34 protein-coding genes are annotated in these 22,980 nt (G+C 72.0%); 26 read left to right on the forward strand and 8 right to left on the reverse strand.

The window, feature by feature from the left end; genetic code table 11:
* The first annotated feature begins 27 nt into the window (after positions 1-27).
* The 17 genes from ABZ833_RS43925 to ABZ833_RS44005 all read left to right on the forward strand — a co-directional run bounded on the left by ABZ833_RS43925 (position 28) and on the right by ABZ833_RS44005 (position 13,762).
* A complete protein-coding gene (locus tag ABZ833_RS43925; protein WP_361059236.1) occupies positions 28-411 on the forward strand; it encodes a hypothetical protein in 384 nt (127 codons plus the stop codon).
* 70 nt (positions 412-481) lie between these two features.
* A complete protein-coding gene (locus tag ABZ833_RS43930; protein ID WP_361059238.1) occupies positions 482-985 on the forward strand; it encodes a hypothetical protein in 504 nt (167 codons plus the stop codon).
* Positions 986-1,073: 88 nt separating this feature from the next.
* Complete coding sequence (locus tag ABZ833_RS43935) at positions 1,074-2,756, forward strand: ParB N-terminal domain-containing protein (RefSeq protein WP_361059240.1); 1,683 nt, start codon at positions 1,074-1,076, stop codon at positions 2,754-2,756.
* 196 nt (positions 2,757-2,952) lie between these two features.
* Positions 2,953-3,648 (forward strand): LPD29 domain-containing protein, encoded by a 696-nt coding sequence (locus ABZ833_RS43940; protein ID WP_361059242.1) that lies wholly within the window; start codon positions 2,953-2,955, stop codon positions 3,646-3,648.
* 88 nt (positions 3,649-3,736) lie between these two features.
* A complete protein-coding gene (locus ABZ833_RS43945) occupies positions 3,737-4,303 on the forward strand; it encodes a hypothetical protein (RefSeq protein ID WP_361059244.1) in 567 nt (188 codons plus the stop codon).
* A 77-nt stretch (positions 4,304-4,380) separates the two neighbouring features.
* Positions 4,381-5,046, forward strand: coding sequence for a hypothetical protein (locus ABZ833_RS43950; protein WP_361059246.1), 666 nt, complete (start codon positions 4,381-4,383; stop codon positions 5,044-5,046).
* Positions 5,047-5,344: 298 nt separating this feature from the next.
* Entirely contained in the window at positions 5,345-5,764 is a 420-nt protein-coding gene (locus ABZ833_RS43955; RefSeq protein WP_361059247.1) for a DUF6409 family protein, read from the forward strand.
* A 78-nt stretch (positions 5,765-5,842) separates the two neighbouring features.
* On the forward strand, positions 5,843-6,397 hold the full coding sequence (locus ABZ833_RS43960; protein WP_361059249.1) for a hypothetical protein: 555 nt from the start codon (positions 5,843-5,845) through the stop codon (positions 6,395-6,397).
* 352 nt (positions 6,398-6,749) lie between these two features.
* The gene (locus ABZ833_RS43965; RefSeq protein WP_361059251.1) at positions 6,750-6,908 is read left to right on the forward strand and encodes a hypothetical protein; all 159 of its coding nucleotides are present in this window, start codon (positions 6,750-6,752) and stop codon (positions 6,906-6,908) included.
* A gap of 238 nt (positions 6,909-7,146) precedes the next feature.
* Entirely contained in the window at positions 7,147-7,425 is a 279-nt protein-coding gene (locus tag ABZ833_RS43970; protein ID WP_361059253.1) for a DUF6211 family protein, read from the forward strand.
* A complete protein-coding gene (locus tag ABZ833_RS43975) occupies positions 7,422-8,036 on the forward strand; it encodes a hypothetical protein (RefSeq protein WP_361059255.1) in 615 nt (204 codons plus the stop codon). Before ABZ833_RS43970 ends, ABZ833_RS43975 begins: the two co-directional genes overlap by 4 nt.
* Positions 8,037-8,040: 4 nt before the next feature.
* On the forward strand, positions 8,041-8,214 hold the full coding sequence (locus ABZ833_RS43980; protein ID WP_361059257.1) for a hypothetical protein: 174 nt from the start codon (positions 8,041-8,043) through the stop codon (positions 8,212-8,214).
* Positions 8,215-8,358: 144 nt separating this feature from the next.
* A complete protein-coding gene (locus ABZ833_RS43985; protein WP_361059259.1) occupies positions 8,359-8,586 on the forward strand; it encodes a hypothetical protein in 228 nt (75 codons plus the stop codon).
* A gap of 266 nt (positions 8,587-8,852) precedes the next feature.
* Positions 8,853-10,403, forward strand: coding sequence for a hypothetical protein (locus tag ABZ833_RS43990; protein ID WP_361059261.1), 1,551 nt, complete (start codon positions 8,853-8,855; stop codon positions 10,401-10,403).
* An 863-nt stretch (positions 10,404-11,266) separates the two neighbouring features.
* Positions 11,267-12,994 (forward strand): hypothetical protein, encoded by a 1,728-nt coding sequence (locus ABZ833_RS43995; RefSeq protein WP_361059263.1) that lies wholly within the window; start codon positions 11,267-11,269, stop codon positions 12,992-12,994.
* 45 nt (positions 12,995-13,039) lie between these two features.
* The gene (locus ABZ833_RS44000) at positions 13,040-13,276 is read left to right on the forward strand and encodes a hypothetical protein (RefSeq protein ID WP_361059265.1); all 237 of its coding nucleotides are present in this window, start codon (positions 13,040-13,042) and stop codon (positions 13,274-13,276) included.
* Between the two features lie 246 nt (positions 13,277-13,522).
* Positions 13,523-13,762 carry a hypothetical protein gene (locus ABZ833_RS44005; protein ID WP_361059267.1) on the forward strand — a complete coding sequence of 80 codons (240 nt, stop codon included), beginning with the start codon at positions 13,523-13,525 and terminating at the stop codon, positions 13,760-13,762.
* 254 nt (positions 13,763-14,016) lie between these two features.
* Here ABZ833_RS44005 and ABZ833_RS44010 read toward each other — a convergent pair whose 3' ends face one another.
* From ABZ833_RS44010 to ABZ833_RS44035, 6 genes are all read right to left on the reverse strand, one after another.
* Complete coding sequence (locus ABZ833_RS44010) at positions 14,017-15,270, reverse strand: hypothetical protein (protein ID WP_361059269.1); 1,254 nt, start codon at positions 15,268-15,270, stop codon at positions 14,017-14,019.
* Entirely contained in the window at positions 15,270-15,494 is a 225-nt protein-coding gene (locus ABZ833_RS44015) for a hypothetical protein (RefSeq protein WP_361059271.1), read from the reverse strand. The genes ABZ833_RS44010 and ABZ833_RS44015 overlap by 1 nt, the downstream gene beginning before the upstream one ends.
* Positions 15,495-15,528: 34 nt before the next feature.
* Entirely contained in the window at positions 15,529-16,209 is a 681-nt protein-coding gene (locus ABZ833_RS44020) for a hypothetical protein (protein WP_361059272.1), read from the reverse strand.
* A gap of 76 nt (positions 16,210-16,285) precedes the next feature.
* A complete protein-coding gene (locus ABZ833_RS44025) occupies positions 16,286-16,648 on the reverse strand; it encodes a hypothetical protein (RefSeq protein WP_361059274.1) in 363 nt (120 codons plus the stop codon).
* A complete protein-coding gene (locus ABZ833_RS44030; protein WP_361059276.1) occupies positions 16,645-16,992 on the reverse strand; it encodes a hypothetical protein in 348 nt (115 codons plus the stop codon). The genes ABZ833_RS44025 and ABZ833_RS44030 overlap by 4 nt, the downstream gene beginning before the upstream one ends.
* Positions 16,989-17,177, reverse strand: a complete 189-nt coding sequence (locus ABZ833_RS44035) for a hypothetical protein (RefSeq protein ID WP_361059278.1) — start codon at positions 17,175-17,177, stop codon at positions 16,989-16,991. Before ABZ833_RS44035 ends, ABZ833_RS44030 begins: the two co-directional genes overlap by 4 nt.
* Positions 17,178-17,380: 203 nt before the next feature.
* On the opposite strand from ABZ833_RS44035, the gene ABZ833_RS44040 reads away from it, so the two are divergent.
* The 9 genes from ABZ833_RS44040 to ABZ833_RS44080 are packed head-to-tail and all read left to right on the forward strand — an operon-like array spanning position 17,381 to position 22,015.
* Positions 17,381-17,875: a hypothetical protein gene (locus tag ABZ833_RS44040; protein ID WP_361059280.1), complete on the forward strand. Its 495-nt coding sequence runs from the start codon at positions 17,381-17,383 to the stop codon at positions 17,873-17,875.
* On the forward strand, positions 17,872-18,261 hold the full coding sequence (locus ABZ833_RS44045) for a hypothetical protein (RefSeq protein WP_361059282.1): 390 nt from the start codon (positions 17,872-17,874) through the stop codon (positions 18,259-18,261). The genes ABZ833_RS44040 and ABZ833_RS44045 overlap by 4 nt, the downstream gene beginning before the upstream one ends.
* Positions 18,258-18,599 carry a hypothetical protein gene (locus ABZ833_RS44050; protein WP_361059284.1) on the forward strand — a complete coding sequence of 114 codons (342 nt, stop codon included), beginning with the start codon at positions 18,258-18,260 and terminating at the stop codon, positions 18,597-18,599. The genes ABZ833_RS44045 and ABZ833_RS44050 overlap by 4 nt, the downstream gene beginning before the upstream one ends.
* Positions 18,596-18,964: a hypothetical protein gene (locus tag ABZ833_RS44055; RefSeq protein ID WP_361059286.1), complete on the forward strand. Its 369-nt coding sequence runs from the start codon at positions 18,596-18,598 to the stop codon at positions 18,962-18,964. Before ABZ833_RS44050 ends, ABZ833_RS44055 begins: the two co-directional genes overlap by 4 nt.
* A 4-nt stretch (positions 18,965-18,968) precedes the next feature.
* Entirely contained in the window at positions 18,969-19,343 is a 375-nt protein-coding gene (locus ABZ833_RS44060; RefSeq protein WP_361059288.1) for a hypothetical protein, read from the forward strand.
* A 4-nt stretch (positions 19,344-19,347) separates the two neighbouring features.
* Complete coding sequence (locus ABZ833_RS44065; RefSeq protein WP_361059290.1) at positions 19,348-19,722, forward strand: hypothetical protein; 375 nt, start codon at positions 19,348-19,350, stop codon at positions 19,720-19,722.
* 2 nt (positions 19,723-19,724) lie between these two features.
* Positions 19,725-20,486 (forward strand): hypothetical protein, encoded by a 762-nt coding sequence (locus ABZ833_RS44070; RefSeq protein WP_361059292.1) that lies wholly within the window; start codon positions 19,725-19,727, stop codon positions 20,484-20,486.
* Positions 20,483-20,671 (forward strand): hypothetical protein, encoded by a 189-nt coding sequence (locus ABZ833_RS44075; RefSeq protein WP_361059294.1) that lies wholly within the window; start codon positions 20,483-20,485, stop codon positions 20,669-20,671. Before ABZ833_RS44070 ends, ABZ833_RS44075 begins: the two co-directional genes overlap by 4 nt.
* 30 nt (positions 20,672-20,701) lie before the next feature.
* The gene (locus ABZ833_RS44080; protein ID WP_361059296.1) at positions 20,702-22,015 is read left to right on the forward strand and encodes a 3'-5' exonuclease; all 1,314 of its coding nucleotides are present in this window, start codon (positions 20,702-20,704) and stop codon (positions 22,013-22,015) included.
* Positions 22,016-22,032: 17 nt separating this feature from the next.
* Here the strand turns inward: ABZ833_RS44080 and ABZ833_RS44085 are convergent, their stop codons facing one another.
* Positions 22,033-22,128, reverse strand: a complete 96-nt coding sequence (locus ABZ833_RS44085; protein ID WP_361059298.1) for a DUF397 domain-containing protein — start codon at positions 22,126-22,128, stop codon at positions 22,033-22,035.
* A 404-nt stretch (positions 22,129-22,532) separates the two neighbouring features.
* Positions 22,533-22,892, reverse strand: a complete 360-nt coding sequence (locus ABZ833_RS44090; RefSeq protein WP_361059300.1) for a hypothetical protein — start codon at positions 22,890-22,892, stop codon at positions 22,533-22,535.
* Positions 22,893-22,980: the final 88 nt, after the last annotated feature.

Consider the following 22,980-nt stretch of genomic DNA (forward strand, 5'->3'; position numbering starts at 1 on the left):
CGGCCCTTCACACCACCAGGAGTGATCATGACCGCCACGCTTGACCAGGAAATCGCGATCCCTGAGACCCTTCCCGCCGCCATCGGAGCCCTGGGCGCGACAGTCGCCGCCCGCGTGCAGATCACCGCGATCCAGGCATGGGGGCACCGCGTCGAAGCCGCCCGCTACGTCGAGGAGATCCCCCTTGCCGATGGCCTGCCCCTCTGGGGACGCGCCACCGACAGCCGCACCGAGTGCACCGTGGACGGCCGCCAGGTCATCATCCGGCACCACTGTGCCGCCCGCCTCGCCGACTCCGTGACGGCCACCGTCGACGGCGAGCCCGTCAACATGCTCGACCCCTACGGCTACAACGCCGACGAGCGCCGCGCCCGCATCGCCTACGCGATCCACCGCACCCTCACCAAGTAGCCGCCCCGGTGGGGGCGACGGCAACCCGCCCCCACCGCCAGGCCCCACCCTTCACACCAGGAGACGCACCGTGACCGAAGTCGAGTTCTTCCCCGTCACCCTCTGGCCCCGTCAGCCCATGGAGGACTGGGGCATGTTCGAGCTGCCCGACACCGTCACCCCGTACGTGCGCATCGCGCACGCGGTCGACATCGAGCCCGGGGACATCGTCTTGGGCGACGCTCCCACCGGCGCCGCCTTCGATGGCTGGCTTGCCTTCCCCTACCTTGCCGAGCCCACCGAGCACGACCTCGCCGCCTGCTGGGACTGCCGACACAACATGTCCAACTACCGGCCGACCAAGCCCGGCCGCCGCGCCGACGACGCGAGCATCCGCAACTACGGCTATGCCCTGGATGCGGTGGAGTCCGCCCGCCGCCACCTGGACGGCGGAGTGATCGACGTGTCCCCGGGGGTGCACGCCGCCGTCAACGACCGCATGGTGATCATCCCGGCGGATTTCGCGGCCACCGAACCCGCCGTAGCCGACTACCAGGCGTACATCATGATCGCCCGGTTCGAGCGCTGCATCTGACCTCACCGCCTCACCAGCCCCCGGCGGGGGCGACGGCAACCCGCCCCCGCCACCAGGCCCCACCCTTCACACCACCAGGAGACACCGCATGTCGCGCACCAAGACCACCGCCGCCACCGTCACCCCGATGCACTGGAAGACCCTCACCACCGCCGACCTCCCCGCCCCCGCCGCCGAGGCGGACGCCGCCTTGACCGCCGACATCCAGGCCAACGGCATCATTGACCCCCTCTACGTCACCCCGCAGGAAGACGGCACCTACCGCGTCATCGACGGAAACCGGCGCCTGGCCGCCGCCCTCGCCGCCGACCTGGAGTCCGTACCGGTCACCCTGCGCCCGGTCATCCGCACCCAGGCCCTCACCGCCCACCCCGGCAACGTCCGCCGTGACCTCGCCCTCTCCCGCGAGTTCCTCGCCAACGTCCGGCAGTTCGGCATCCGTATCCCCATCAAGATCACGGGCACCACCGTCATCGACGGACACCGGCGCCTCGCCGCCGCCGTCAAGCTCAGCCTCACTCACGTGCCGATCGAGCACGACGAGGCCAGCGAGGCCGACCAGTTCGCCGACATGATCACCACCGCCCGCCACCGCGAAGGCCTCACCCTCGCCGAGGAGGCGGAGGCGCTCTTCCAGATGCACGAACTGGGCGCCACCACCGCCCAGATGGCCGCCGCCGCAGGCGTGTCCCAGAAGGCCGCTAAGGGCATGGTCAAGGTCTCCGGCACCAAGGCCGTAGCCGTCCAGGGGCTCGACCTGGAGCAGGCCGCCCGCCTCGCCGCCATCGAGGAGGCGGACCCCGAGCTCTTCACCAAAATCGCAAAGCAGATCGAAGAAGACGGGTTCCGCGCGCACCTGATCAACCAGGCCGAAAATATGCTGTGGCGCCGGGGCGAGCGCGAGAAGCAGCGCGCCAAGCTGGAGGCCGCAGGCGCCCGGATCTGCACCCTCCGCGAGCTGAGCAAGAAGGCCGCCCCCGTGGCCGATCTCGACGACGTGGAGCGCGCCAAGGACCACGCCAAGTGCCAGGGCGACGCCTGGGTTCTGGAGAGCGCCGACACCGCGTCCTACACCCGCTACTGCACCAACACCCTCACCTTCGGTCACTCCACGCGCGGCACCGTCAGCCCCGAAGAGCGCAAGCGCATCCTCACCGGCAACTCGGCGTGGGACGACGCCACCGACTCCCGCGAGCAGTGGCTCACGGCCTTGATCGCCCGCAAGCACACCGCCGCCGAGCGTGACCAGTTCCTGAAGATCGCCGTCGAGGCCCAGCTCACCGGCGACCCCGTACCCGCCAAGAAGCGCGGCGTTGCCGGGAGGCCCGTACTGCTCGGCCAGATCCTCGGCATCAAGCCCCCCACCGCCGAGGGCGAGCGCGTCGACCCCGCCGTTCTGTCCGGCCGCTACATGAACGCCGTCACCACGCACCTGGAGAAGGCCGCCGCCAGCCGCCGCCCCGCATTTCTCTTCGCCGACTACGCCGCCTGCTACGAATTGGAGATCCCCCGCACCGTGTGGCGCGCCGCCTACAAGCCCGCCCACATCGACGACCTGTACACCTTCAGGGCGCACCGCAAGCAGGCCGCCCGCTACCTGATGACTCTTCAGCAGCTCGGGTACGAACCCACCCCCATCGAGGCCGCAGTGATCGCGGGCGAGGACTACACCCCCAGCGCCGCCCCCAGCACCGCAGCCCGTCCGGCGAAGCCCACCACCGAGACCCCCCAGCCCGCCCAACTCCCCAAGGCCGACGAAGCCGCCGAGTAGGCCCAACTCCCCTGCCCCGGGGCGGCATCCAGCCGCCCCGGGCGCCCGAGAAACACCCTCCGACATGCATGAAAGCCCCACCAAAACATCACGTCACGTGGTTCAATAGAGTTGTTGGTCGAGGGGACGGCAACCCCCCTCACCACCACCCCCGAGGCCCACCGGCCCCGGACCCTTCACACCAGCAGGAGCGACCATGAGCCAGTACGCGGACCTCTTTTACGGCCTCCCCGCCAGCCACAACGCATTTCTCGCACCGCCCCCGCAGCGCGAGGCCGTCCGTGTGACCCAGCTTCTCCGCGCATGCTGGCAGCACTCCACCAGCGACGAGCGCTTCGCGCGCGAGTTTCCCGCCGACGAGTCCGGCCGGATCAAGCCCACCGCCCACGACCGCGCGTGGCGCTACGAGATCCTCGTGGACGGACGCCGCGTGATCGTGCGCCAGCTCCGCGACGAGGCCCAGCCGACCATGACCGTGGATGGCCACACCGTCCCCCTGCCCGACCTCTCCAGCCTGAGCGACACCATGCGCACCGGGAAGATCGCCGACCTCATCCACGCGGCACTCAGCGCCCCCCGGCTCCAGTGCATCGAGCCCAAGGCCGTGGCCGCCCTCCTGCGCCAGCAGCTCAAGACCCGGTTCCCCGGCCACAAGTTCAGCGTCCGGAGCACCAGCAGGGGCACCGCCCGGCACTGGGTCAGCCTCTCCTGGACCGACGGCCCCACGTGCGCCGACATGGAGGAGATCCTCGCCCCCCTGCGCGGCTTCGCCGAGGACGAGCCCGTCTGGCAGAAGACCGACAACCGGGTCACGGTCACCATCGACGGCCGCGAGGTCACCGGCTGGCCGCAGGTCGAGGGATTCAGCGTCTACCGCTCCACCGGCAGCTAGCCCCACGCGCAGGCACGACCCACCCGGCGGGGCGACGGCAACCCGCCCCGCCGGGCAACTCCCCTTCACACCACGGAGACACCAACCCATGCCCCGCACCAAGACCACACCCGCCCTGCCCATGCCCGACCTGGTCAGCTCGCTGGTCATCACCGGCGCCGTCCGCCAGGTCGAAGCCCACCCCGACGGGTCATGGACCATCACCCCCGCCACGGGCCGCCCCGTGCGACTGACCAGCCAGGCCGATGCCGTCGAGTACGCCCAGCAGGCCGCCACCGGCGCCCCCCGCGAGACGGACACCGAGGAGACCGCCGGATGCGGATGCGTCCCCGCCGCCCCCGTGGCCATGCCCGCCGCCCGCGCGGCCGCCCTGCAACAGGCCCGCGCCATCGCCGACGCCCTCGGCCCCCTCGGCATCCCCACCGCCCAGCGCTCCGCCGTCTACGACGAGCAGGCCCGCCGCCCCGCCGTCCGCGTCGCCGCCACCCACGGCCTGTACGCCCTGCACATCCCGCCCATGGGCCAGCCGCTCACCGTCACCCGCGACGGCCGCCGCAACGGCGCCCTCGGCGCCCGCCGGGTGCCCGCCGTCAGTGACGACCACCTCGCCCTCCTGTTCCTCGCCTATCTCCGCGACCGGGGCGAACTCAACTGACCCCCGCAGCCCGGCGGGGGCGACGGCAACCCGCCCCCGCCGGGCCCCGCCTCCCCTTCACACCGTCAGGAGACGCCATGCTCACCCCCGCAGAAGTCCACCTCACCCCCGCCGCCGTCATCCGCGCCGCCCTCACCGTCGTGCAGGCACGCGGACACTTCCACCCGTTCGACGCGCAGGCCCACCCCACCCGCACCGCCACCGCCGTCGAGACCGAGGCACTGCTCATGCGCGGGCACCTGCCCGACGCGGCCGCCCTCGCCCGAGCCGCCAGCGACCTCCCCCCGGCCACCGTCACGGCCGTGCACACATGGGCCCTCGCCCTGCCCGCCGACGAGCAGTCCGTGACCCCCTACCGCCGCCGCCTCGCCCGCGTCGCCGCCGCCGACCGCGTCACCAGCCGAGACATCCCCACCCTTGCCGCAGCCGTCGAGGGATGGCGCCGCTCCCACCACGTCGGCACCATCGGACAGCGACTGACCACCACGGCCGACGTGCTCACCCGCATCAGCCAGGACCCCCGCACCTACGGGGGAAGGCACCAGGCCCGCTACCTCCTGCGCCTGAACACCAGGCTCGGCAGGCTGCTCGTGTGGTCCGCCCGCCCCAAGACCGGCACCCTGCCCGACGAGGGAGCCACCATCACCATCACGGGCACCGTGCAGTGCCACGACCGGCACGGCGACATCGCCCAGACGTACATCACACGCTGCACCTGGCAGAAGACCCCCGACACTCCCTGAAAGTCCCACCAAAACATCAAGTCACGTGGTTCAATAGAGTTGTTGGTCGAGGGGACGGCAACCCCCCTCACCACCACCCCCGAGGCCCACCGGCCCCGGACCCTTCACACCGACAGGAGAACGCCCATGCGCGTCACCGAATGCGAAGACTGCGGCGAGGAGATCGAGGTCGACAGGGACGGATTCCGCACCCTGTGCGCGTGCGACGTCGCCGCGTAGTACGCCACCGGGCCCGGCGGGGCGACGGCAACCCGCCCCGCCGGACCCCACCCCTTCACACCCCGCAAGGAGACCAGGCATGCAGCAGACCGCCCACCAGGCCCCCGCCATCCCCGCCGACTTCCAGCCCGGAACCCTCGTACAGCTCACCACCAGCGCCGCCCGCGCAACGCGCACCGCCTTCCGCACCGCCATCGTCATCGGCGCCATCAAGTCGGGCACCGAGTACCTCGGTCTCGTCTGGTTCTGGACCGAGGGCGAGCCGCAGTTCACCCACACCATCCGCACCGTCCTCCCGTCCGAGGTGACCCGGGCACAAACGACGTTGCTCGACATGCCCGACGGCGCGTACTGGACGCTGACTGAGCACTACCAGGCCGCCCAGGACGCAGGGAAGGCCAACGGAGCCCAGGAACACCAGCGCCAGGCCGCCCGCTTCCTGCACGGCCTGGAGGAGGCTTTCGCGGCCGCCACCCTCAGCCGCTACGGCCGCAACTGACCCACCCTCACCAGGTCCGGCAGGGCGACGGCAACCCGCCCGCCGGACCTCCCCCTTCACACCACGCACGGAGCGACCATGAAATACACGTTCGGCGAGCCCGACGCACTCGTTCACTACCCGGTTTTCGCCCCCGCCGGATACATCGGGTACGTGTTCCGGTGGCACAAATACTGGTGGGCCGTCGAGGCCGGAACCAGCGCGGAGACCCGCCACCTGAAGAACGGCAAGGACGACAAGGTCACCGGCAAGGACAAAGCCGCCACCCACCTCGCCACCCGCGCCGCCGAAGGCCTGATCACCCCCACCGACGTCCCGCCGCCTGCGTCCTTCGAACCCCTCGCATCCACACCGCTGTTGCACCCGCGCATGAAGGACACCAAGGCCAACCGGGACCACGCGCGGGAGGTCGACCAGTCGCTAGCGCTCCACCTCTGGACGCGGCGCAGCGGCTTCCCCGGCACCGACAACCCCGTATGGGTCGAGTGCCAGGACGGATGGAGCGGAGTCCTCTACTGGTCCCACCTCAGAGGCCGCAACCACCAGCCGCCCTCACTCTTCCGGCACACCGGGTGCAAGGTCCGTGACCAGGTCCGCGACCGCGACCCCAGGTACCGCAAGCAGAAGGCCTAACCCCCGGCAGGACGGCCCGAGGCACTCCCCGCCCTGGGCCGCCCCCCGCCCCGGGGCTCGGCACGCGCCAAAGGACACCCCTACGGGGCGGCGGCACCGCCGCCCGCGCGTTCACCACCACCGCACGGCCCGGCCGCAGGCGGCCGAACCGCACGGCGGCGGGCGCGGGCCCGTGGTGCCGCCAAGTGCGCAAGTTCAGGCCGGGCCAAGCCCCGGCCCGGAATCCCACCGCGACCGCCGGCACCGGACCCCGACCGCGCCGCCGCACCCCAAGAACCCCCGGCCCACAGCCGGGCCCTGGCGAGGCAACCGCCAGGCCTCCCCTTCACACCGAGCAGCAAGGAGCCACCCCATGGACCGCAACACCCCCGCCGACCGCGACGAGTGGAACCAGCGCGCCATCCCGACCATCCCCGGCCAGCGCCCCGCGCCACCCGCCGACACCTGGGACGCGGCCGCCGCCCTGGTCCACTTCCCCCGTCAGCAGCGCCCCGACGCCGAGCAGGACTGACCAACCCGCCACCGCGGCCCGGCCACACGGCCGGGCCGCTGGTCGTCGAGGAGCTCACCGAGCACCCCAGAAGTTCCGTCAAGGCATCGAATTAAGTGGTTCAATAGAAAGAGGGGCGGGTGCATGGCACCCGCCCCAAGTGACCCCCGGCAGCTGGATTGGCAACCGCCGCCGGGCGTCGATCTCCCTTCACACCGCAAGAGCAGCAGAACCACCCTCACGGAAAGAGACGCCACCCATGCTAGACGACCGCGCGCCCCACACCGACGAGCCCGGAGCCCCGGAGCTCGGCGACTTTGTGCGCTTGCGCCCCGGCGGCCGCCACGGGCTCGCCGCCGGCACCTGGGCCGAGGTCGTCGACATCGCCGAGCACGCCCCGGGCGTACTCGAGGTCTGGCACCAGAAGGGCCACCCCGACTACTGGGATTGGGCCGCAGCCATCACCGCCGCCGACGTCGTCGACATCATCCGCACGGACATCGCCACGCATCCGCCCCTCACCGAGGAACAACCGTGATCACACGTAACGGCCGCCGACTCCTCACCCGCCGCGAGCTCGCCGACGAGCACGCCATCAGCGTCCCCACCCTTGAACGTCTCTGGGCCAAGCGCGAGACCAACGGCCACCCCGCCGCCCACCGCGAGGGCCGCACGCTCCACTGGGACGCCGAGGAATGGGCCCAGTGGCACGCGCCCGAGCAGAGCCCCGGCGACGACATCGGCCCCGCCGAGTTCGCCCGCATCCTCAACCACAAGCACACGAAATGGGTGGCCGAGACCGCCCAGTCCAGCACCCCGCCCGAGGGATTCCCCGCCCCCCGGTGGGAGGACGGCCCCCGCGGACCGCGCCCCATCTGGAAACGCGGCGCCGCCCAGCAGTACGCAGAACGCCGGCACGAGATCCCTCTCAGGCGCGGCCGCCGCACCGGCCAGCCCAACGGCCCGGCGTACATGTACGCCGGAGACCCCCGGCTCACCCTCGCCCGCCAGGTCCTCGCCGAGCACCCCGACGAGACCAACTCACAGCTGACCAACCGGCTGGAGCGCCTGGCCGAAGCGCCGTCCTCCCGCTCGACCTGGACCAAGATTTTGACCACCGCCCGGCACACCACCGAAGAGGATGACTGACGCCATGTCACCATGCCCCCGTTGCACCGGGCCCATCGGCGACCGCGCCGCCCGCTCGCGCACCACCACCGCGCGGAACCTCACGATCTGCTCGGCCTGTGGCACCGCCGAGGCCGTACGCGACGCCCGAGGCCTCGCCCCCGTCCCGCTCAACGAGTGGCCGGTAAAGGCTCCCTGACGGCACAGCGGCCAGCCCACGGGCAACCCCGCCGCTAAAACGGATCACCCATACCGGTCACAACGCCCCAGGAATCTCAAGAAACTTCCGGAGACACGCCTAATATCGTGAACCACGAACTCCGGAAGGGTCTAGGATCCGATCATGGCAGGACGACGAGGAGCACAGCAGCGCGGCAGGACGGATGACATCCGCCCCGAGAAGACCGTGTACCCGCGTCTTCCGCTCGCGCCCGGCGACGCGGAACGCCCGATGTATGAGGCCCTGTTGGCCAAGATGGGCGTTTCCGGAACCGAGGTACTACGCGAAGGCCTCAGGACCTTGCACGCGCAGCAGTTCGGGGACACGGCTCCCCTGAAGGAGGCCAGTTGATTTCACGGACTGCGTGAACTCTTCCCTCTGAGAGGGCCCGGACTTCCTATCCGGATCGTTCAGCGCTAGTCACTGGGGGTCTCAGCCTCTTCGGTTCCTACGCCACTTAGCTGAGACTCCCGATCCACAGATCAGCACTCTGACCACCGATGCGCCGGTTTCCTAGGCCGTCGCGCGGGGGCCTTCGTGCGTCCTCATAGCACCGAGGAGTTAGCGCCATCGTAGCGCAGACCCGCGGTGGCGGTACCCGTGTGCCTACAACCGGTGTGTCTATCCGCCGACTTGTCGACCCCGCCGCCGCCCGAAAAATCACCTATATCCGATGTCCGGAACTGCCACTTCCGGTCTACTTCCGTGTGGCGGCCCTCGCACACGCCCGAGGCCTGCTGGACCCGGAACGCTTCCGGCTGCTCGACTTTCTGCAGCGGCAGGACGTCGACCCGCACGACGGTCGGGTCATCGGCATGCGCCAGACGGACCAGACCAGCGGGGGCATGGATCTCGCGCGCCGCTACGCCCTCGCCCACGGCGTCGGTGACGACCGGTTTTGGACCGACCTCAAGGGCTTGTACCAGGGGGGATGGGCCGAGCAGGTCGTGAAGCCTGCGCCCGGCCGCCGCGCCGCCTACGCGCTATGCCTGCGGGCCGACGCCATCCCCCAGGACCTCCCGGAGGACCTTGCTCGTGCCCTGCGCGTGTGGGCCCTCCCCGAGCCTGTCGACGCCCACGAGGACACCGCACACGGGCGCCTGACAGGCCGCCAGGCCGTGCCGGTCGAGCGCATCCCGGTGCCCGCCCGCACAGAGACCGTGCGCGAGCTCGCAGGCCTGCCCCGGTGGGAGCACCCGGCAGGCTCCAAAGCCGCCGCCGTGGCGGGCACGATCCGCGAGAGCGGCCGCATCCTGCCCCCCGAGGCCCGCCCCCGGGATCTGCGCTGCTTCGCGGTCGCCACCCCGACCCCGGGCGAGGCCGTCGAGGAGCGCGTCAGGTCGCGGATTGGTGCAGATGGCAAAACGTCCCCCTCTTACGCGAGGGGGTTTCAGCTATCTGGTCTTTCTTCTGCGGACCGTAGGGGGCTTAGCTGGTTCGAAAGCATGGAAACCACCAAAACGACGCCTTCGGCGGCACCTACAAGAAGCCTGCTCGATTTGCTGCCGCAGGACCTGACGGCCGACGCCGCAGGGGTCAGGCGGCGCGTGTGGCACTCCTGGAGGGCCCAACTCGGCCACGGTGAGGTGATTTTGACTCAACCAGACCCGGAGGCCGCCAGTCGGTCACTGACGGGCTCGGCGTGGGATGACTTGCTGCATGTGATCGCTGTGGCCCTGCGACGCGGTGCGACCCCGGCCCTGCTCATCGAGCTTTTGACGACGAACATCGTTCGCCATGACCAGTGGGGCAAGGTCACATGGAAGGCGAGCAACGTCGGCCGCCTGGCCGCCCACCGGCTCTGGACCTGGATCAACGCACACCCCAACGCCCCGCAATACACGCCCCGTACCACGCGGCCGCAGGCCAGCCACGTCACCGCGTGGGATGACTCCACCGATGCCGAGATCGCCGCCCGGCTGGAGCGCAAGCGCCGGGCCCAGGCCGACCGCGGGGCCTCGCTGTTGAGGGCCGAGGCCGAGCGAGCCCAGCTCACCGAACGGTGGCAGCTTCGCCGGTGGGCCCAGGAGCCGGAGACAGCCCAGCGTGAGGCGCTTTACCCAGCCGCCCCCGCGCCCGCGTCCTCCCCGCAGTCGACGCACGCCGCGGCTCTGGCACGCTCCCGCGCCGAGAAACTGGCCCGCCGCAGGGCAAAGGGCGCAGAGTGAGCCATCACCCGTGCCGGTGCACTCCGCGCGAGCCGTCCCGATCCGCCGGCGAGGCCCGGCAGGGTGGCCCCATGCGCCCCCGTCTGTTCGCTCTCCTCCTGGCCGCCGCAGTGTTCACCGGCGGGTGCACCACAGTCGACGCCCCGCGCCCGCACCGGCCAGCCGCCCCGGCCCCCGAACACACGCCGTCCGCACCCACAGCACGGCGGCCGCCGGTGCCCGAGCCGCAGATTCGCGATGTCCTCGCCCGCACCGGCCCCAAGCCGCCGGAGTCGGCGGACCACGCGCCCAGCCCGCCACGGCAACCGCAGAACTCCCGCGCGGCCGCACCTCCCCCGCCTCGCCAGGCCCCGCCGCCGCAGCCTCGCCGAGTGCGGCCGCAGCCGGCACCGGACCGTCCGCACACCACGGCCCCCCGCATGGGCAGCAGGCTTCCCCGTACTCAACCGCGCCCGACGTACGACATGGGCACGGTGTGCAGGATGTCGCGCGGCCAGGTGGACAGCGCCATTACCGGCCTGTGCCAGCAGGCGGCCCAGCGCTGAACGGCGCCCGGCCCCCGAGCGAGAACCCACGCGGAAGGCGAACCCCGGCGCCCGCCCAGCCTCAAACAGCGACGCAACACAAGCGCTTCTAAGCGCCCCAAATGCCGATGCTGCACTTCAGTGGCTTAAACATGCATCGTACCTAGAAACGGCGTCCAGCGAATCAATGCACGCCAGAGCATAAAAAACATCACTCAATTAACTTCAACAAAACTCAGAGGTGAGTTGAATTGAGTTTGCGAAGTGGGTTCGATAGGGTGCGGACCAAGCCCGCGAACTCCCCCGGGCGCGCAGAACCGAGCGTGAGGGGCACCGCCGATGCCGACCGAGACCGCCGCCGCCGGGAATGAGTGGCTAGAGCGGAAGTTCGCCGAAGGGATCAGCGGGCGAGACTGCGACTTCCCCGACTGCACGGACACCCCCGAGCCGCGCAAGCCGGGCCAGCGGGGCCCGGCGCCCAAGTTCTGCCCAACGCACAACAACCGCCGCGACATTCAGATCGCCTACCGGGCTCGCAAGGCGGCCGAGGAGAAGACCCACCAGGCAGACCAGGCGGGAGGAGAGCAGGAGCCCGGGACCCAGCCGGACCCGGTAGACCGGGTACTTTCACGGCGGGCCCACAACCAAGGCGTCATCGCCGAACTCGCGCCCCGTCTCCTCGCTGCTCTGCAGGAGGTCACGCACGGCACCCAGGCCGCCGCCGACGCGGACGCCGTGGCCGACCACATCGCGCGCGTGGAGCGGGGAGCCGCCGAGCAGATCCGGGACGCCGACGAGCGGCGCGAGGCCGCCGAAGCCGAGGCCCGCGCCGCCCACATCGCCGCCGCCCACAGCGCTACGGCGACCCACGAGGCGGAACAGGAGACACAGGCCGCCCAGGCCGACGCGGCCGCCGCCCTGCGGGAGGCCGCCGCCGCCGACCGCGACGCCACGGCGGCCACGCAACAGCACACCGCCCTCGCCGCGCAATACCGCACGTTGGAGGCCGCCCACGGGGAGCTCACCGGGCAGCACGAGGCGACCACACGCCGCCTCGCCCACGTCGAGGCCGCCCACACGGAACTCACCGGACGCCACGAGGCGTTGGGGACGTCCCACGCGGAGCTCACCACCCAACACGCCACGCTCACCGGACAGCACGAGGTGACCGCGCGCCGCCTCGCCGACGTCGAGGCCGCCCACACGCAACTCACCGGCAGGCACCAGAGCCTGCGCACCGAGCGGGACAAGCTCGATACCGAGGCCGCCAGCCTGCGCGAACAGAACACTGTTCTCCGCGACGCTCACGACCGGTCCACGGCAGAGGCCAAGCAGGCGACCGAACGGGCCGCCGTCGCCGAAGCACTGCGCGACGAGGCGGCCACAGCCGCCGACACCGCCCGCGAGGAGGCCGAGGCGCTCAAGAAGGCGGCCACCGAAGCCGCTCGCGCAGAGAAGACCGCCCGTGACGCCCAACGCGCAGCCGAAGACCAGCTCACGGACGCCAACCGGAAGCGGCGGACGGAGGAAGAGCGGGCAAAGAAGGCCCTGGCCGAGAAAGAGCGATTGGCGGAGCACAACGCGGGCTTGCGCGAGGAGGTGGCCAAGCTCAAGCAGCAGCGCGCCCAGGACCAGGCGGCACTAGAGCACGCCCAGCCGTACGAGGAGGACGTACGCAAGGCGCACGCCCGCATCGAGGAGCTCCACGGCCAGTTGCTCGCGGCCCTGTCGGCAGGCAGCCCCGCCCTGGCCGCCGCCGAGAACGAGGTAGTCCAAGCCGCCGTCCCGGCTGTGCAGGGAACCTTGCGCGGCATGAAGGAGGGGCCCCGGGAAACCCTCGCCGAGTTCGTACGGGTGGTCCGCGGGGGTGACGTCGAGGCTTTGGGCATGGCCCGCGTGGCCGTGCTGCAACTCGCCCAGTTCTGGCATTCCCACCCCCCGAAGGGAATCGCCCAAAATCCCGTCGGGGAACGCCTCCTGCACGCGCTGGCCGACCTTGCCCGCGTCGACGCGGAACGCCGCACGCCTCCCGCTGTCGACGAGGCTGGGGGCAGGCAAGAGGGGTGATGGGGCCCCTTCCCCGGCCGCGCCCGCCCGGCGACACTGGAGTGCATGGCGAGGAACCCGCGAGTGAAGTGCCCGGTGTGCAAGGACACCTATGCCGGGGTGCCCACGCGGCGAACCGGCATGGTCTCCGTCCACGACCACAAGCGCACGCCGCGAGCCCTGGTCCTGTGCGAGGGCAGCATGGTGCACGTCCCGATCAGCGACGCGATCGGCTGGCAGGACGAATTGCCCGAGCCAGGCGCCGAGTCGGCAGCGCCGATGGTGGAGCTCACCCTCTTCTAGGACGTGGCGGCGGTGCGGTGGGTGGGGGTGTAGCCCGTGACGGCCTCTCATCGCGGTGGCTGGGCCGGTCGCCGGGGGCCGGTACGGACGACCTGACGCCGGAGGCAATCACGAACCCCGGGGGCCATCCAGGACGCCTACGGCGCCGCACGCGGTCGCGCAAGCGCGATCCTGGACGGCCCCCGAGAACCGTGATCGGGCAGAGCCCGCCAGCTCGACCGCACCGGCCCCCTTGGAGGACCCGCCATGACGATCACCTCTCAGAACGCAACCCCCGCAGGGTGCACGTGGAACCACTCGATTCCCACCGCGTCGCACGGCGGCGGCTACGTGGCCCCCGGGCGGTACGTCCTGGTGGTGCCCGGCCGCACGTGGTCGGCGCTGCCTGCCGAGTGCCCCGTGTCCGAGCTCGCGCCGGGCGAGTGGATCGGCCAGGGCGAGGCCGCGGTGCTGGTGTGCACCGGGTGCGGGCTCAACGTCACCTGACGCGGCCCGGGGGGCCGCCCTACGGGGCGGGCCCCTCTCTCGTGTCTGGCGCCCGGCGCGGAACCGCTCAGCCTCCGGTTGCTCCTCGTCGGCAGCGTCGCGCCCAGCGGGCCAGCAGCCGCCGGGCCTCGCAGTACACGGCCCGTCCCTCGTACCCGAACATGCGCTCGCTCCCCTCGTATCCTGGGGGCATGACCACCCCCGCCCCGTCTCTGTCGTCCGGCAACGCCGGACCGTCCCAAGCGGAAGAGCAGTCAGACCCCGGCGGCCGCCTGACGCCGGGGCCGGGTCGGGTTGTCCGCCCAGGGGATCGTCTCGTCGAGGTAGCGGGCCAGGGCCCGGCTCCCCGCGGTGTAGCGGCAGTGCGTTTCGATCAAATGCCGGGGTGTGCCCTGCTGTTGCAGGTGGCGTACGCAGCCGCGCCGCATGCTGTGCCCGCTGTGGCGCGGCCGCCGTCGGCGCAGCTCGCGCCGCGCGTGGCGCCGCTCGGCCCGGAACGCCTCCCGTACGGCCGCATCGTCAGGCAGCTGGGCGAGGTCCTCGCGCTCGGCCTTGGTCGAGAGCACCGCGCGTTCGTCGTCGCTAAGGGGCTCGGCCAGGCGGGCCGCGAGCGCGCATTCAGCGATCAGATTCCTGATCTTGCGATCACCGATGCCACCCGCGCGCGACTTGTCGCCAGGCGGCCGCCCGGCGGTCGTGAGCTTGTTGTTCCGCACCCGCCGCAGCAGCGGCCCGGAGATGACCTCTGCGGCCGCGAGAACCGCCGACCAGGCCCGGTACCAGCGCACCGGGCAGGTGTCGTCGTGCTGCGACAGGATCCGGATCACGTCGACCGACCGGCCGTGTGGGTTGATCTTGGAGCGCCGCAGCGTGACTTCCAGCGCGGGAACACGCAGCAGCTCGCCGGTCTTCTCGTCGAGGAGCTCGGCGACGACCTCGCGCACGTCGCGGATGCTCAGGGAGGCGGGCTCACTGGCCCGTCCGGCCATGTACCAGTGCAGGCAGAGCGCGAGCCGGTCGCGGATCCCGGCGACGTCGCGGCCGCGTGTGGCGATCATCGCCGCGAGATCGGCGCGGGTGATCGGGCTCGCCTGGAGGACATCCCCGGCGCCGCTCTCGTCCCGTGATTCCTCCGCAGCCCGCGAGTTGACGATGGCGCGGATATAGGCGCGGTCCTCATCATCGAGGGGGTGACCGGAGACAGCGAGGTTCGCGGCGAGGGCGCCGGCATACGTCTCTACGGTCTCCGCGCGGTAGCCCAGATCTGCCAGGTGCGCGGCGTAGTCGGGCACCGTGCCCGGGTCCGTGCCGATCCGCCCGTGCTCGCGGCACCAGGCGGTGAACAGATCGGTGCGCGAGGTCCGTGCGCGCTCCGTGTTGGCCGGGGTCGCATCATGTACCCGCCGGGCGGCGGCCGCCGAGATGGTGCGGCCCGAGGGGGTACGCACCCGCCCGGCCCCGTCCGGAGCCAGGCCGTGCGCGGTGCGGTCGGTCAGGTGCGCGCTCATCAGTACCGGCCCCGTCCGCCGCCCGCGCGGTACTGCCAGATGCGCAGCGGCAGCAGCACGAGCAGCAGCACCACGCCGACGTAGAGCACGACGGCGGCCGTCTGCCCGGCGCCCGCCTTGCGGGCCAGCAGCGCGCCCAGCAGGCACAGCCCGCCCGCCGCGCCGATCGGGTAGGCGTCGAGGGGCAGCAGGGGGCCCAGTTCCCCGGGCCGGTGCTCGCTCATGCGTGGGGCTCCCCCGTTCCGGGGGCGGCGTCGGTCATGCGTCCTCTCCGTCCAGGTCGATGGACGCCACCGTGACCACGCTGACGAACGCGCGCGCGGCATTCAGGCAGTACTCGGCCGCGGTGCTCGGGTCGTCCTCGCGGGCAGCGTTGCGCAGCAGCAGCACGGCGCCCACCACCGCGGTGGACAGCGCGTCGTCGAGGATCTGCCCGGAGGTGAACTCCCCGTTGGTGAGCCCTTGGACCAGGTCCAGGGCTTCGGTGGGGTCGCGGTCGAGGGCGTCGAGGAAGTCCACCCCCGCGCCGACCAGGCCCATGGCAGCGAGTTGCGGGGTGTCCGGCAGCCGGAGTGTGCCCGGCGTCGCCGGGCCCGGGGCGGGCTCGCCGAACTCGGCGTTGTGCACGATGCGTTCCGCTTCCAGGGCCGCGCAGCGCCGGTGAAAACTGGCCTCGTCGACGGCGGTCTCCCGCGCCACTTCGCCGGGCCAGCGGTCGGCGTCCTCGGCGGCCGCCGTGTCGAAGCGGTGCGCCGCATCCTCCGCCAGGCCCTTGACGGCGTCCAGGAAGACCGGGACCTGTTGCTGCCCTGGCGGGGCCTCAGCGATGGGCCCGTAGACGTCCAGGGCCGCGCGGGAGCACTCGCCGACCAGCTCGGCGGCGAGCGCGATCACGCGCGCGTGGCGGCGGCGCCGGGCAGGCGCCAGAGTCTCGGTCATGAGGCGGGTTCTCCCTGGTGTGGGCGGACAGGCCTGCGAGCGGGCCGAGTTCGACGACCGCGGGCCGGGGTGTCGATCACCGGGACTCCTCTGCGGGGCGGTCGGGGGTGTGGGGCCGGGAGTACTGCCAGGCGCGGACCAGGACCATGCCGGGCCAGCGCCACGGCCGCCGTTCCTGGCGGCGCAGCGTGCGCAGCAGTCCCCTGCGCACGGCGGGCGGCAGGGTGGCCGGATCGGGAAAGTCGAGGTCCGGCTCCCCGGTGAGCTCGGCACCCTCGCGCTCGGCCTGGAAAGCAAGGGCGGCCGCCAACTCGGCCTGGACGGCTTGGACCTCCGCCGACGCCGGGTCGGCGGCCTCCCGGTGGGGCATCCACCGGTAGGCGAAGACGGTGCCCTCGCGGGTGTAGTCGGGGCCGTCGCCCGCACCGCCCGGCGTCATGCGCCCGCTCCCCGGCGGCGCCGGACGGCGGAGGCCAGCGCCAGGGGAACCACCACGGCCAGTACCGGGGTGTAGACGGCCGCGCGGATCACGAAGAAGACCGTCCCCGCCGCGAGCGGCAGCAGGACCGCCACCAGCAGGAGCGCCACCGCCAGGCCCAGCACGGAGGAGACGGCGGAGGCCGCCACGAGGCCCGACGTGAGCGCCGGGCCGGACTGCGTGAACAGCCAGAGCAGCGCCAGGCCGAGCCCGGCCGGTCCGTAGGTCGCCAGCAGGGCCACCCCCGGCCGGTCGCGGTCCGGTCCCTGCGGTGCGGCGGCCGGGGTGATGCGGTCCTCGCTCATGCCGCCGCCCTCTCCCCGCGCGTGAGGAAGGCGCGCCCCAGGCCTGCGAGGGCGCCCAGGGAGGCGCCGCCGATGCTGCACGCCAACAGCGGGATGTCTCCCGCCCAGGCGATCAGTGCACCGCCCCCGAAGCCGAGCGCGAAGCCAAAGCCGACGTAGGCGAACAGACGCGATCCGGTATCCATGCGTCGAGTGTTCCTCTCCTCCGGCGGCCGTATCCGGCGCTTGCGGAATCCCCCACCCGATCGGGCAATTCCGGGTCCGCGCGGACCGTGCCGCGAGTTTACCGACTAGGGCACGGTAGCGGTAAACACCGCCACACCGCAGGGTGTTGGCAAGATTTGCTGACAGGCTTGAACTCCGCAAGATCACCTGACAGCCTGACGGCATGTCAACCAATCCGACAGACAAGGACCCTGACGGGCCCGACCCCTCCGCCGACCCCGCCGAGCTCCTGCGGGCCCGCAACGAGTGGCAGCGTCTCGCCTCCGAACTCAACGAGCTCGCCCGGCCCGGCGTCACCCCCGAGCAGATCGGCGCGGGACTGGCCGCCGCCGCCGAGCGGCGCGGGATCACCGGGCCGCAGCTGCTCGACCGCATCGCCCGCGCCGGACGCGCGCACACCGTGCTGCCCGACGCCGAGGCCCTCGCCCGGTGGATGGCGCACGAGCCCGAGCCCCGGGAGCAGGCCGCCGAGCCCGGCCGCACCAGCGGCACAGACCTGAGCATCGGAACGCCCTGGCGGGGCAAGACCGACCAGGCCGACCTGTACCGGGCCCTGAGGCACGCCGCAGGCCTCCCGTTCGAAGAGACGACGAGGACCGACGAACACGGCCGCGAGTGGACCGAGTTCGACGTGCGCAAGCCGGAGACCGAGCGATGACCACACAGCCGCCCGTCCCGGGCGTGGTGCTGTCCGACGAGGCGGAGACGGCCAGTGAACCGAAGGGAGCTGAGATGGACATCGACCCCGAGATGCACATGTACGACTGCCCGGGAACCCTCCCTGGCGGACGCGGCTGCGAGATGTGCAAGGGCTGGGAAGGCCGCACGTTCAAGGACATCCGACGCGAACTTGCCGGAACACCAGTTGTGCCCGTTTGCCTGCCGACCCCCAGCGCGCCGGAACTGCCCCGCACTCCCCACCATGCCGACCACTGCGAGCGACTTGTCTACGAGGGCGGCATCTGCACATGCACCAGCCCGGACGACTACGACCGGGAGCCCCCGAACATGGCAGACCTTGAAGACGGTATGGACAGCCGGTGACGACACCGGAACCGGTACCCCCGTCCCGGCCGCAGCGCATCCGCGAAGGCCTGCGGCAGATGCCCGGAGAGCTCCGCACCGGGTGGTCCCTGCTCTCCCCGCGCCAGCGGCGCCGGGCGGCCGGAGGCGCAATCGTCTTCCTGGCCGGGCTCGCCCTCTCCGCCGCCCTGGCCTTCCTGGGCTCGCCCGCCGCCGCCTCGCTGTGCACCCTGGCCGCCGTCACCGGCGCCGCCGTCACGGCGTATCTCCTCGTCCAGGCGCAGACCCTGGGAGGGAGGCACGTACCGCCCTCACCCGACGTCCAGAACCACACCCACCGACCCGAGGACGAGCGATGACCGCGCACCCGACCGTGCCCCTGCCCGAGGGCATGCGCGTGCTCACCGACGCCGAACTCGGCCGCGTTCGAGCCGCCGCCCAAGACACCGCCCAGCACCACACCGGGCCGACGGCCCCCCTGCACATCGCGTTCGCCGTCCTCGCGGCGGCGGGCCTGTTCGACTCACCGCCCCCCAAGCTCGACCCCGAGACGTGCACCGCGCTGTACCTCCCGCACACCGCCGAGGCCGCCGCCCTGTGCGGCGTCTGGCACCAGTGCGAGGGCGAGCCCGGCCACCAGGACGACGCGCACGGCAGCGGCGAATTCGCGTGGCACGACGCCGACATGGGCGCCGTACCCGCCCACCCCACAGACAAGGAATGACGACGTGACCACACACCCGACCGTGACCCTGCCCGAGGGCATGCGCGTGATGACGCACGAGCAGATGCGGGCCGTGCACGACGCGGTACGCGACGCCGCCCGCCGGGTCAGCGTCTGGGGCTACAAGGCCGACGAGATCTCTTACGACGCCCTCGCGGCCGCCGGGGTGTTCGTGCCGCCGCCCGCCCCCGAGCCCGGCACGTGCACCGCGCAGTTCCTGCCCACAAACGCCCGCGAGCACGGACCCGGGACGCTCGGCGTGTGGCAGGCCTGCGTGATCGAGCCCCGCCACGAGGGATCGCAGCACACCAGCGGCACCGTGGGATGGCACGACAGCAACCCCGGCGCCGTACCCGCCAACCCCGCAGACAAGGAATAACGACGTGCCAACCGACCCGACCGTGCCCCTGCCCGACGGCATGCGCGTTCTCAGCGACGCCGAGTACGACGCCGCGTTCAAGGCCCTGCGCGGCCACGTCGACTACCCCGCCGTTGCCTCCCCCGCCGACGCGCTCACCGACACCCTCGCCGCCATCGGGGTGTTCCTGCCGCCGCTCGACCCGGAGCCGGACACCTGCACCGCGCTGTATCTGCCGCACCGTGCCGACCAGGTGACCGCCGATGTGCTCGGCGTGTGGCAGCAGTGCGCCGACGAGCCAGGCCACGACCCGGCCGACGTGCACGACAGCGGCGAGTTCGAGTGGCGCGACGGCGACATGGGCGCCGTGCCCGCCCGCCCCGCCGACGAGGAGGCATGAGCATGTTCCGCAAGCCCAGCCCGGCGCCCCGTCATGAGCCCGCCCTCTACGGCCGTCTGTCCGCCGGCACCATCCCCGTCTACCGGGCGGGCCGGGCCCTTTTCGAGCGACAGTTCACCGACGACGCGGCCGGGCCGGGCGGCCGGTGGGAAGGGCCCGAGGCCGACCGCCCCGCCGAACAGCCCGCCACCCTGGTGCCCGCCTGCTCGTGCGGATGGCGCGGCCCGGATGTGCCCTACGACCCGCACGGCACACCGGCCCCGCCGCCCGGCGGCACGGTGATGCACGACGTGCAGGGCCAGGAGGCGCAAACCGCCTGGCACCGGCACCACATGGCCGCCACGTCGTCCGTGATGCCGCCCGGGTACACCGAGCGCCTGGAGGCCCTCGCCGCGCCCCTGGGTGAGCTCGCCGACGAGGCCCCGCGCGCCGCCCTGGTCCTGGTCCGCCAATTGCGCGAGCTCGCCGACCACCTCGAACTCCTCGCGGTTGCCGGGGCCCGTGCCCACACCGTCAGCTGGGACACCATCGGCGCCGATCTCGACCAGACCCGACAGGCCGTACACGGCCGCTACGTCACCCGCCCCTCGCCGGAGCTTGAGGAGCGCGTACACGCGCTCACCGGCGGCACCGTCGCCGCACTGCTCGACGCCGCCAAGGAGCGCCGCCCCGGCACCCCACCGCCCGGACACGGACAGTGGCCCGCCGCCGTCGCCCGCATCACCGGCACCGCCCCCGACACCGCACCGGAGCCCGCCCCATGACCCTCAGCCCCAACGCCCAATTCCACGCCGACCAGGCCGCCGCCGCACTTGACAGCGGCGACCCTGACGAGGCCCTTGGCCACTACCGTCAGCTCGTCGAGGACGGCACCCCCGAGGACCACCGCACGTTCACCGGCGCCGCCCTGGACGCGGCCGCCGAACTCGGCCGCACCGACCGCCCGTAGCCACAGCCCACCGGACGGAGTTAACCGGGCATGAGCCAAACCACCACCCGCCAGGAGGAGGCGGCCCCCGCCGCCCAGCCACGGGAGTACATCACCGGAATTCCGCGCTACCGGGCCGGGGAGGCACCCGCCCATCTGCTCAGCGAGACCGCGCTGAGAGCCCGCCGCCTGAGACTCAGTGAAGGACAGCAACCACGGGCCTACACCACCAGCCGCTACGTGCCCCGCGTGCGGCTGTACGACCCCGCCGAGGCCGCCCCAATGCGGCCGCTGTCCCCCAAGCAGCAGGTCGCGTGGGAGGCCCGCCGCACCTGCGGAGAATGCGGCACCATGCAGGATGCGCCGATCGGCCGGGCAGGCGTCGCCTGGCCGGGCATGCCGTCCCATCTGCTGTGCGGAGAGTGCCGGTTGCGGCTCTACCAGCAGTGGGCGCACACCTGCCCCGACTGTCGCACCGAGTTCCGTGACACGTGGTGCCAGGGTGAGCCCTGCCGGGCCTGCCGCGAGCGCTGGGCGCGCGCCGAGGAAGTCATGCGCCGCATGCTGCTGCGGCACTGCCCCGAGTGCTGGACCCCGACCGCCACCCGCGCCGAGGTCGAGGCCGCCCAGGCCGCCGACCCGCACAGTCAGATGCACGGCTACAGCTACGCGGCCGGATTCCCGCGCACCTGCCAGCCGTGCGTCGAGGCCCTGCGGCAGGCCGCCGAGGAGGTCCGCCGCCAGGGCGAGCGCAACCGGTGGGACGAGCTCGGGCCGGTCCGCCGGTGGGCCCGCGAAGTCCTCGCCGACCCGGAGGGTTTCGCGGTGATCGACACCGAGACGACCGGGCTCGACAGTGACGCCAAGGTGGTGGAAATCGGGGCCACCACCGGAAGCGGTCGCGTATTGCTCGACACTCTCGTACACCCTGGCGTGCCTATCCCCGTCGAGGCCAGTTCCGTGCACGGCATCCACGACCAGGACGTGCACGACGCCCCCCGGTTCGGGGAGGTCCTGCCCCGACTGACTGAGGCCCTGCGCGGCCGCCGCGTCATCATCTACAACCGCAGCTACGACACGGGTGTTCTGGCGTACGAGCTCGACCGTCACCACCGCGTGCATGCCCCGCCACTGGACGGCATCGAGCAGCCGACACACGAGAAGCACCCGGCCGCCGCCGCGTGGATGGAGGCCCAGCAGTGGGACCGGTGCGCCATGGAGGCCTACGCCGTCCACGTCGGCGAATGGAACGAGTACTTCGGCGACTGGGCATGGCCGCCCTTGAGGGGTGGACACCGGGCAGTGGGCGATTGTCTCGCGGTCGTGGACCGCATCCGCGAGATTGCCGAAACTCCCGACCCGTGAGGCGCGTTCGGGCGCCGTCAGCGGCGCCCGTGCACGGACCCGCCCAGGAATGCAGCCCACGGTCCTGCGGCGATGCGCAGCGCCGGACGGGTGAGGTCCTTGGAGTCGCGCACACGTACCTCCCCCTCACACCGCAGCAGCGGCAGCGAACACGGCCGCTAGCAGGTTTCTCGGGCAGGCGGACGGACGCTCGATACGACGAGGCGGGCGGGGCTGACCAGCATGACGGCCCCGGCCCCCTCGCGGCAGCATCCAGATCCCCGCCCGCCACGGCCGGTGGAGGGTCTCCTCACGCTCCCGCAGGTACGACGGCAGGAGTACGCGCCCCGCCCAACACGGGCCCCGCAGACGGCCGTACAAGCCCCCGCCGGGTACCCAACCCCTCCCCGCCAGACTTCCCACGCGCGCAACGACGATGCCGACGGACGGCCAAATCGCCGCCATGTAAACCGCTCACCGATGCCGCATGCGAAGTGCCCCGCCGAGCTCGGCGGGGCACTTCGCATGTGCACGAGACCTAGACCCCAGAAGTCTGCTCGGTGGCCTCTGTCTGGGGGCCGGAGGGCGAGAGGGAAGGTTCCTCGCTGCGCTGCGGGGGAGGCGTCGCCTTGCCGGTGGGGGCGGTCCTGGTGCGCGGACGTCCAGGCGCCTTTACGGCCGGTTCCTTGAACCCCATCCGCCTCAATTCGTCAACGCTCCACAGGGCACGCAGGTCGGCCCAGCTCTGTGCCGTTTCCTTCTGTGCAGCCGTCAGTGCATCGCGCCGTTCTTGCTCGCGCTGGAGGTTCGCCGCGTGCCGGTCGACCGCGTCCAGGCGTCCGTTCAGCAGTTCCTGGGCGACAGAACGCGCGTTGTCCGGATTCAGTTCCTTAGCCATGCCCGCAGCGTAGCGAGCCGGAGCGGTGGAGCACCAGGCCAACCGCCGCAGTGGACCACAGTCGTGACAGGTCACCACTTGCGAGAGG

The sequence above is a fragment of the Streptomyces sp. NPDC047525 genome, assembly GCF_040643025.1.
GTDB lineage: Bacteria > Actinomycetota > Actinomycetes > Streptomycetales > Streptomycetaceae > Streptomyces > Streptomyces durmitorensis.

Coding starts and splice junctions, on each gene's coding strand:
- ABZ833_RS43925 (WP_361059236.1), top strand. CDS start 28: ATGACCGCCACGCTTGACCAGGAAATCGCGATCCCTGAGACCCTTCCC.
- ABZ833_RS43935 (WP_361059240.1), top strand. CDS start 1,074: ATGTCGCGCACCAAGACCACCGCCGCCACCGTCACCCCGATGCACTGG.
- ABZ833_RS43940 (WP_361059242.1), top strand. CDS start 2,953: ATGAGCCAGTACGCGGACCTCTTTTACGGCCTCCCCGCCAGCCACAAC.
- ABZ833_RS43945 (WP_361059244.1), top strand. CDS start 3,737: ATGCCCCGCACCAAGACCACACCCGCCCTGCCCATGCCCGACCTGGTC.
- ABZ833_RS43950 (WP_361059246.1), top strand. CDS start 4,381: ATGCTCACCCCCGCAGAAGTCCACCTCACCCCCGCCGCCGTCATCCGC.
- ABZ833_RS43955 (WP_361059247.1), top strand. CDS start 5,345: ATGCAGCAGACCGCCCACCAGGCCCCCGCCATCCCCGCCGACTTCCAG.
- ABZ833_RS43960 (WP_361059249.1), top strand. CDS start 5,843: ATGAAATACACGTTCGGCGAGCCCGACGCACTCGTTCACTACCCGGTT.
- ABZ833_RS43965 (WP_361059251.1), top strand. CDS start 6,750: ATGGACCGCAACACCCCCGCCGACCGCGACGAGTGGAACCAGCGCGCC.
- ABZ833_RS43970 (WP_361059253.1), top strand. CDS start 7,147: ATGCTAGACGACCGCGCGCCCCACACCGACGAGCCCGGAGCCCCGGAG.
- ABZ833_RS43980 (WP_361059257.1), top strand. CDS start 8,041: ATGTCACCATGCCCCCGTTGCACCGGGCCCATCGGCGACCGCGCCGCC.
- ABZ833_RS43985 (WP_361059259.1), top strand. CDS start 8,359: ATGGCAGGACGACGAGGAGCACAGCAGCGCGGCAGGACGGATGACATC.
- ABZ833_RS43995 (WP_361059263.1), top strand. CDS start 11,267: ATGCCGACCGAGACCGCCGCCGCCGGGAATGAGTGGCTAGAGCGGAAG.
- ABZ833_RS44000 (WP_361059265.1), top strand. CDS start 13,040: ATGGCGAGGAACCCGCGAGTGAAGTGCCCGGTGTGCAAGGACACCTAT.
- ABZ833_RS44005 (WP_361059267.1), top strand. CDS start 13,523: ATGACGATCACCTCTCAGAACGCAACCCCCGCAGGGTGCACGTGGAAC.
- ABZ833_RS44010 (WP_361059269.1), bottom strand. CDS start 15,270: ATGAGCGCGCACCTGACCGACCGCACCGCGCACGGCCTGGCTCCGGAC.
- ABZ833_RS44015 (WP_361059271.1), bottom strand. CDS start 15,494: ATGAGCGAGCACCGGCCCGGGGAACTGGGCCCCCTGCTGCCCCTCGAC.
- ABZ833_RS44020 (WP_361059272.1), bottom strand. CDS start 16,209: ATGACCGAGACTCTGGCGCCTGCCCGGCGCCGCCGCCACGCGCGCGTG.
- ABZ833_RS44025 (WP_361059274.1), bottom strand. CDS start 16,648: ATGACGCCGGGCGGTGCGGGCGACGGCCCCGACTACACCCGCGAGGGC.
- ABZ833_RS44030 (WP_361059276.1), bottom strand. CDS start 16,992: ATGAGCGAGGACCGCATCACCCCGGCCGCCGCACCGCAGGGACCGGAC.
- ABZ833_RS44035 (WP_361059278.1), bottom strand. CDS start 17,177: ATGGATACCGGATCGCGTCTGTTCGCCTACGTCGGCTTTGGCTTCGCG.
- ABZ833_RS44040 (WP_361059280.1), top strand. CDS start 17,381: ATGTCAACCAATCCGACAGACAAGGACCCTGACGGGCCCGACCCCTCC.
- ABZ833_RS44045 (WP_361059282.1), top strand. CDS start 17,872: ATGACCACACAGCCGCCCGTCCCGGGCGTGGTGCTGTCCGACGAGGCG.
- ABZ833_RS44055 (WP_361059286.1), top strand. CDS start 18,596: ATGACCGCGCACCCGACCGTGCCCCTGCCCGAGGGCATGCGCGTGCTC.
- ABZ833_RS44070 (WP_361059292.1), top strand. CDS start 19,725: ATGTTCCGCAAGCCCAGCCCGGCGCCCCGTCATGAGCCCGCCCTCTAC.
- ABZ833_RS44075 (WP_361059294.1), top strand. CDS start 20,483: ATGACCCTCAGCCCCAACGCCCAATTCCACGCCGACCAGGCCGCCGCC.
- ABZ833_RS44080 (WP_361059296.1), top strand. CDS start 20,702: ATGAGCCAAACCACCACCCGCCAGGAGGAGGCGGCCCCCGCCGCCCAG.
- ABZ833_RS44090 (WP_361059300.1), bottom strand. CDS start 22,892: ATGGCTAAGGAACTGAATCCGGACAACGCGCGTTCTGTCGCCCAGGAA.